This is a genomic window from Endozoicomonas sp. SESOKO2 (assembly GCF_024606245.1).
In the GTDB taxonomy this organism is placed as follows: domain Bacteria; phylum Pseudomonadota; class Gammaproteobacteria; order Pseudomonadales; family Endozoicomonadaceae; genus Endozoicomonas_A.
The window spans coordinates 1-6,262 of record NZ_JAHHPQ010000051.1 but is presented as its reverse complement, the minus strand read 5'-3'; the positions used below and the strand labels follow the sequence as shown (position 1 = coordinate 6,262).

Sequence of the window (6,262 nt, the reverse complement as noted above, 5' to 3'; positions counted from 1 at the left end):
TGACCACGGAAGATTATTTGCACGCCATTATTTACCACAGTGATGGACAACTGTCGGTGTTTTCTTATCAAGACCAGGTCAATGTCCATCGTTTTGACACCACCATTAAGCCTGCGACAGCAGAGTCCATGCGTCCTGTTTTTGTCGGTGATAACGTCTATCTGGCCGTTGAAAATGCTGATATTGAGGGAGGTAGTCGGCAGGTACAGATGCAAGCAATTTCACTGGGTATTGAAAACTATAACTATCAAAAACCCGCTGCCGCTTCATCGTCCGCAGGATCGTCTTCGGTACTTCCAGATTGGGGAATTGGGCTAATTGCAGCGGGCACTGTGCTGGCTGTATCGGTTGCTGTTATCGTAGTCGTCAAGAGGTTTAAAAAGCAACCCCTTGGAACAGAAGCGGAAACCCACGAATTGCTCTCCTTTTGACATCCTCCCCCCACTTGAAGAGGGTATCACAAAAATGCTGTCAACATGCTAGCATACAAACCATAAAAAGCTGCTGAAAAAATACCGTACCATCGATAAAGCCAGTGACGTACATTCGTAGTGCTTGAATCCAAAAAACCTCCAAAGCATTACAATTTAATTGGTTAGCGCGATTTTGTGACGTAAAAGTAATTTTTGAGAACGGTTACCAGCTGCTCCTGCATTGCTCTGGCTCCTGCATCCACGCAGTCGTGCGGTTGCTATAAATTGGAGTTTTTCCCGCTCACCCGCATGTTTCTGCATGATGACTCCTCATAGTCTATATATACGAACACAAATACGATTAGTCTCATCATTATTTTTCATGGTACTCTCTCAATGAGCAACAGCCCGATGAAAGATCAGTATCGGCAAAGCCCAACTATCTACACAAAGTCGTCTTTATTATTATTGTCACTTGTCGTTTGTTTTCCAAGCTGGAACAGCTGGGCCAGCACTATTAAGCTGGACAATGATCATTTCAATCAATACCTGAGTACCGACCACCCGGTCATAAATACGCCTACTTTAGCCCGTACTTTATCCAGTCCGGTGTCACCTCCAGAAGTTTCATCTGCTGTCCCATCAATATCAGCTCAACCATCAGCCAGCACATTGAACGCTACTTCTGTAACACGTACTTCAACCACTTCGGTATCACCGTCAGTAATTTTATCCGCTGTTCCATCGTCATCAGCACAGCCTTCAACCAGCGCATCGACCACTCATTCTGCGGCACGTACTTCATCCAGTTTGGTGTTACCTTCGGAAGTTTCATCTGCTGTCCTATCGTCATCAGCACAGACTTCAACCAGCGAATTGAGCACTCATTCGATAAGACGAACTTCATCCAGTTCGGTGCCACTTTCTGAAGTTTCATCTGCTGTCTTATCGTCATCGGCACCGCCTTCAACCAGTGAATTGAGTACGGCTTATGTAGCGGGAACTTTATCCAGTTCGGTGTCACCGTCAGTAGTTTCATCTGCTGTCGTATCGTCATCAGCACAACCACCGACCAGCGTGTCGATCACTCATTCTGTGGGACGTACTTCATCCAGTTCGGTGTCACCTTCAGAAGTTTCATCCGCTGTCCTATCGTCGTCAGCACAGCCTTCAACCAGTGAATTGAGCACTCATTCTGCAGTCCATGCTTCACTCAGTTCGGTGTCACCTTCAGAAGTTTCATCCGCTGCCCCATCGTCATCAGCGCAGCCTTCAACCAGTGAATTGAGCACTCATTCTATAGCACGAACTTCATCCAGTTCGGTGCCACTTTCTGTGGTTTCATCTGCTGCCTCATCGTCATCGGCACAGCCTTCAGCCAGTGAATTGAACACGACTTCTGTAGCACGTACTTCATCCGGTTCGATGTCGCCTTCTGAAGTTTCATCTGCTGTCCCATCGTCATCAGCACGGCCTTCAATCCGTGAATTGAGCACTCATTCTATAGCCAGAACTTCATCCAGTTCGGTGCCACTTTCTGAGGTTTTACCTGCTGCCCCATCGTCAACAGCGCAGCCTTCAACCAGTGAATTGAGCACGACTTCTATAGCCCGAACTTTGTCCGGTTCGGTGCCACCTTCTGAAGTTTCATCTGTTGTCTCAGCGTCATCAGCACAGCCTTCAAGCAGCGAATTGGGCACGACTTCTGTAGCACGTACTTCATCCGGTTCAGTGTCACCTTCTCAAGCTTCATCTGCTGCCCCATCGTCATCAGCACAGCCTTCAACCCGTGAATTGAGTACTCGTTCTGTAGCCCATGCTTCACTCAGTTCGGTGTCACCTTCGGAAACTTCATCCGCTGCCCCATCGTCATCAGTACAGCCTTCAACCAGTGAGTTGAGTACTCATTCTATAGCCAGAACTTCATCCGGTTCGATGTCAACTTCTGAAGTTTCATCCGCTGTCCTATCGTCATCAGCACAGCCTTCAACCAGTGAATTGAGCACGACTTCTGTAGCACGTACTTCATCCGGTTCGGTGTCACCTTCTGGAGTTTCATCCGCTGCCCCAGCATCATCGGCACATCCTTTAACCAGCGAATTGATCACCACGTCTGTAGCTCGCACTTCAGCCAGTTCGGTATCACCTTCAGAAGCTTCATCCACCGCCCCATCTTCATCAGCACAGCCAACAATCAGCAAGGCCGTGACTATTGAGCTGGACAATAATAATTTCTATCAATACCTGAATGCTGACCACCCGGTCGAAGGTCGCTACGAGTTAATCAGTGATATTAACCTGAGCGAATTCACTCCCTGGGAACCCGTCGGCAATACCTCCAAACCGTTTTCTGTCACCCTCAATGGCAATGGCCACGTTATTACCGGCCTCGAAGTTGCAACATCAGCAGATAACACAACCTCAGGTTTGTTCGGGTCGCTACGGGACAGCACCATCAGACAGATCCTGCTTAAACAACCAGAAGTGATCAGTTCGGGAAATACGAGCCCGACCGGTGCACTTGTGGGAGCGTTGAAAGACAGCAGGATTGAAGAGGTGGTCAATTATGCCGGAGCGATCAGAACGGGTGGCTATCACAGTCATGCCGGAGGTTTAGCGGGCAGTGTTTCCGGTAGTGTCATTCGCAATAGTGTCAACACCGCAGCCGTGTTCACAACCGGAAGCGCCAGCACAGGCGGTATCGCTGGGGTGGCGGATCAGAGATCTTCTGTATCAAACAACCTGAATATTGGAACAATAACTTCCAGAAGCCTGGATAACTCACCTGCCGGTGGCATTGTTGGAAGGCTGAAAGGCAATGGCGTTGCCAACAACAATGTGAATACCGGGGAGGTTAATGCTGGCCATACCGAAGATTCCGGAGGGATTGTAGGAAAAGCAGGATCAGCCAGACTGTCACATAACCTGAACACCGGAAAAATTGCCTCCGATTATTTGAGCGTTACTTCCTGGAAAAGAGCTGGGAGCATTGGCGGAATAGTAGGGTATACGGAAAGACAAACTCTGGTCAGCAAAAACCTCAACACAGGCAGCACGTCTGGAAAGCATAGCACCCAAGTGGGTGGAATAAGTGGGCAATCGGTCAACTCTAGCGTTGTTCAAAACGTAAATGCCGGAGCTGTCACTTCTGACGGCAATCTTGCAGATATCGGAGGTATTGCCGGAGTAGCAAGGGGTGGAAGTATTCATGACAACCTGAATGCTGGACCAGTCATTGGGAAAGGGGATGATAGTCAGGCTGGTGGTATGTCCTCGCTGGCTCGTCGGGCCTCGGTTTATAACAATGTTAATACCGGCTTCATTAATTCAACTAGCCATCTAAGCCCGGCAGTTGCAAACGTTTACGAGGCAGACCTCATTGAAAATAATCTGGATACTTTCACAAAGTATTACCGGGTTTCTACTTTCGATTTCAATGGATATAATGCAGGTGTCGTAAGAGTATCGGAAAGTGCTCTCAAATCAGGCTTAAACGGCTTAAGCAGCAGGCTCTGGAATGCCGGTGATACAACAGAGCTGCCGATGCTCAGAGGTATTAACACCCCCTACCGTGAACTGGTCCGAATCAATGGCACCCAACCGACAAATAACCCGTTTCCCACCGTCCTGAATGAGTTCGCTGACCCTGGTGGCGCCGAAGACGCGACCTCTTTCAATCGTACTGTCTGGAACGGTCGACATGGTTATTTACCGTTTCCTAAAGTTTTCTCTGAACTGCAAACATTACAGGCCGTAATGGATTGCACACCAGGGGGATTTGACTGCAACGGGGTAAAGGACATCACAGCAACTCTGTTGGCTACAGCATTGACATCCGCAAAATTGTCATCTGCAAAGCCGCTCACCACTGAATTGACCACAGCTGCCGCAATCAGAGCCTTACCTGATTTGGAGTCACCATCAGACACAATATCGGCAACATCATCCTCATCGGCACAGCCGCTAACCCGTCTATTGAGCACGGCTGCTGCATCCAGTGCCCTGCCTGACAGTACATCCCCCACAACCCATTCACTTGACCTGTCAAACTGCCAGCCACCAGAAGGCACACCACTCTTTCAAACCTATGACCCGGAAAGCCAACGGGTATACGTCGTCATTCAGCCTGAGTCGCCTTCCAAAGGGATTGTTCTGGCGCGCTATAAAGGTTCTGAACTGGACCAACAATTTGGCCAGTGCGGTATTGTGACTTACACAACCTCTGCCGACTACTCCAGACTACTGGATTCCTACCCGTCTCTGACAGGGCAGGTTATTCACGAAAAGACGGGCTCTCATCTGGTTCTTGTTGCAACAACACAGTCAGGAAAAGCAATTCTGTTCGAGTTCCCGTTAAGTGCTACCCGGAGCTACCGGGGAGAATTCACTGTACGTAACGACCTGTTCCCTGAAAGTGTGCAAATTAATGATACCGCTTATCATCAGGGCGCTATTTATTTTACAGGAACCCTCGATAACAGCCTGTTGGTGGGTCGTTACCAGCAGCGACGGATCTTTCTTTCTGAAAACAGTGGCTCGTATGATAAAGAACAAGGGATTCATTTAAAGCTATCCCAAGACGGCAAACGCCTTTATGTAACCAGTCAAAGTGAAGAAGATGCACCCGATCCTCTGTTTATCAGACAATACGACAGTCAACAGCTAAAACCCACTGCCTCTTTTGGCAACAATGGCAGAGGGATAATAGCCACCAATTACGATGACATGATCAACAGCCAGCAGGACATCCTGATACAAAAAGATCAGGTCTTCGTTGCCCTATACAGCCCTGAGGGAAAAAAACTTTCTATTCGCCGGTTCGCCAGTGACAATGGACAGATGGACAGTGCTTATATGATTGACGACAGTATTGATTTTCCTTCCCCCGCACCGGGTTCGTTCGCGACCGTCAGGCTGATAGCAACAGAAGATTATCTGCACGCCGTTATCTACAACAGCGATGGACGACTGACCGTATTGACCTACAAAGATCAGGTCAATAACCACCGTCTTGGCACCACGTTTAAACCCGCGACAGCCAATACTATGCGCCCGGTTTTTGTCGGTAACAAGGTCTATCTGGCTGTTGAAATTGATGATACCGGGGAAGGCAACGAGCGAGTTCGGATGCAAGAAATTGCTCTGGATCTGGAGGATCTGGAGGGTCTGGAGGGTCTGGGAAACGATAACCTTCAGAAACCTTATGATGATTTATCGCCTTCGCAATCCTCTTCAGACACTTCTGATTGGAAAACCGGGCTCATTATTGTCGGCGCTCTCGTAGTCGTTGCAACGGTTACGGTGATCGTAGCCATTAAGAAGTTTAAAAAGCAACCCCTTGGATCAGGAGCGGAAACCCACGAATTGATGCCCATAAAGGCTAATTCGGCTTAGCGCAAACCCGCATAAATGGCTCCCGGCAGGGCTGTCTGGTTATCCTTGCAAAAGACAGGATGACCTGCCCGACTCAGCCAGAAAAGGTTACCCCTGATCCCCCCCCTCTGCTCAAACTGGAACTTTTCCCGGTTGCCAACATGTTTCTGCATGATGGCTCCCCATAGTCTATATATACGAACACGAATACGACTAGTTCTCATCATTATTTTTTGTGGTACTTACTCAATGAATAACCGTTCGATGAAAGATCAGTATCGGCAAAGCCTAACTATCTGCACAAAGTCGTCTTTACTGTTATTGTCACTTGTCGTTTGTTTTCCAAATTGGCACAGTTGGGCCAGCACATCCGTAGCTCGCACTTCATCCAGTTCGGTGTCACCGTCAGAAGTTTCATCGGCTGTCCCGGTGTCAACTTCTGAAGTGCCAACCACTGCCCCAGCGTCATCAGCACC

8 protein-coding genes are annotated in these 6,262 nt (G+C 48.6%); 2 read left to right on the top strand and 6 right to left on the bottom strand.

Annotated elements, in window-relative coordinates:
• On the top strand, window positions 1-431 hold a 431-nt coding region (locus KDK17_RS01240), incomplete at its 5' end, for a hypothetical protein (RefSeq protein ID WP_257276344.1).
• A 635-nt stretch (window positions 432-1,066) separates the two neighbouring features.
• On the opposite strand, the gene KDK17_RS01235 is transcribed toward KDK17_RS01240, so the two are convergent.
• From KDK17_RS01235 to KDK17_RS01220, 4 genes are all read right to left on the bottom strand, one after another.
• Window positions 1,067-1,195 (bottom strand): hypothetical protein, encoded by a 129-nt coding sequence (locus tag KDK17_RS01235; RefSeq protein ID WP_257276343.1) that lies wholly within the window; start codon window positions 1,193-1,195, stop codon window positions 1,067-1,069.
• A 510-nt stretch (window positions 1,196-1,705) separates the two neighbouring features.
• Window positions 1,706-1,909, bottom strand: a complete 204-nt coding sequence (locus KDK17_RS01230) for a hypothetical protein (protein WP_257281927.1) — start codon at window positions 1,907-1,909, stop codon at window positions 1,706-1,708.
• Window positions 1,910-2,113, bottom strand: coding sequence for a hypothetical protein (locus KDK17_RS01225; RefSeq protein WP_257275691.1), 204 nt, complete (start codon window positions 2,111-2,113; stop codon window positions 1,910-1,912).
• 204 nt (window positions 2,114-2,317) lie between these two features.
• Window positions 2,318-2,638, bottom strand: coding sequence for a hypothetical protein (locus KDK17_RS01220; protein WP_257287162.1), 321 nt, complete (start codon window positions 2,636-2,638; stop codon window positions 2,318-2,320).
• On the opposite strand from KDK17_RS01220, the gene KDK17_RS01215 reads away from it, so the two are divergent.
• Complete coding sequence (locus tag KDK17_RS01215) at window positions 2,619-5,807, top strand: hypothetical protein (RefSeq protein ID WP_257287161.1); 3,189 nt, start codon at window positions 2,619-2,621, stop codon at window positions 5,805-5,807. The genes KDK17_RS01220 and KDK17_RS01215 overlap by 20 nt on opposite strands.
• On the opposite strand, the gene KDK17_RS01210 is transcribed toward KDK17_RS01215, so the two are convergent.
• Window positions 5,804-5,959, bottom strand: coding sequence for a hypothetical protein (locus KDK17_RS01210; RefSeq protein ID WP_257275688.1), 156 nt, complete (start codon window positions 5,957-5,959; stop codon window positions 5,804-5,806). The two genes, KDK17_RS01215 and KDK17_RS01210, sit on opposite strands and share 4 nt — an antisense overlap.
• Before the next feature lie 99 nt (window positions 5,960-6,058).
• On the bottom strand, window positions 6,059-6,262 hold a 204-nt coding region (locus KDK17_RS01205), incomplete at its 5' end, for a hypothetical protein (protein WP_257287160.1).